This window comes from Neisseria sp. P0021.S007 (assembly GCF_051956855.1).
This window is the reverse complement of the sequence record NZ_JBQCXA010000641.1, coordinates 1-645: the sequence shown is the minus strand read 5'-3', so window position 1 is coordinate 645 and position 645 is coordinate 1. Positions and strand designations below refer to the sequence as shown.

The following is a 645-nucleotide window of genomic DNA, read 5'->3' as shown; positions in this document are numbered from 1 at the left end:
CGCAACAGTTGAAATTCAATCCTGCAGCAAAGGCTTATTTGGACAAACGCGGCTTGAGTGCGGAAGTTATTGCGCATTATGGCTTGGGCTATGCACCCGACGGCTGGCAACCTTTTGCGCAAGTATTCCAACCCTATCCTAATACTGCGTTGGTGGATACGGGCATGGTCATCGACAACGAAGGCAAACATTACGACCGCTTTCGCCATCGGATTATGTTCCCTATCCGTAATCCGCGTGGGCAGGTAATCGGCTTTGGCGGCCGCGTATTGGACGACTCCAAACCCAAATACCTGAACTCTCCCGATACGCCTTTGTTCGATAAAGGGAAAAACCTTTACGGACTATATGAAGGGCGTGCTGCCGTAAAAGAGGCAGGACGGATTTTGGTGGTCGAAGGCTACATGGACGTGGTTGCATTGGCGCAGTTCGGCGTCGGCTACGGCGTAGCGGCTTTAGGTACGGCAACCACGGCGGAACACGTCAAAATCCTGATGCGTCAGGCCGACAGTATTTATTTTTGTTTTGATGGCGACAGCGCGGGACGTAAAGCGGCTTGGCGCGCGCTGGAAAATGCGTTGCCGCAATTAAAAGACGATAAATCACTGCATTTTCTATTCCTACCCGAAGAACACGACCCTGACA

The 645-nt window shown here is 51.8% G+C and carries 1 protein-coding gene; it reads left to right on the top strand.

Going from position 1 to position 645, the window contains the following annotated elements:
- Positions 1–645: DNA primase (locus ACTHUR_RS15115; protein ID WP_440399437.1), on the top strand; the 645-nt coding region annotated here is incomplete at both ends.